Origin of the sequence: Mesorhizobium sp. M4B.F.Ca.ET.214.01.1.1 (assembly GCF_004791545.1) — a bacterium.
Lineage (GTDB): Bacteria > Pseudomonadota > Alphaproteobacteria > Rhizobiales > Rhizobiaceae > Mesorhizobium > Mesorhizobium abyssinicae.
Genome location: NZ_SRUX01000204.1, coordinates 1 through 322, shown reverse-complemented (window position 1 = coordinate 322; position 322 = coordinate 1). Strand labels below are relative to the sequence as shown.

At 67.7% G+C, this 322-nt stretch carries 1 protein-coding gene; it reads right to left on the bottom strand.

The window, feature by feature from the left end; translation table 11 throughout:
• A partial coding sequence (locus EN857_RS33910) for an MFS transporter (RefSeq protein ID WP_135897719.1) occupies positions 1-322 on the bottom strand: 322 nt, incomplete at both ends.

Genomic DNA, 322 nt, shown 5'->3' with positions numbered 1-322 from the left:
GCGCTGATCCTCGCGCACCAGGCCGACGGCAACCACCATGGCAACGCCGAAATAGGCGCCATGCGCGACGGCCACGGCAATGCGCAACAACAGCATGGAGGTGAAGTCGGGCGCCAGCGCGCAGGCGGCTTGGCCAAGGGTGAAGGCTATCGTCAGCCCGATGAGCAGCGCCTTTCGCGAGAGCCTGCTCGTTGCAAGCGCCAGAAGCGGACCGCCGATGGCGATGCCGCAGGCATAGCCGGAGACGAGATAGCCGGCGGTCGGCACCGAAACGCCAAGGCCCTGCGCCACCTCGGGCAGCACGCCGGCGATGACGAATTCG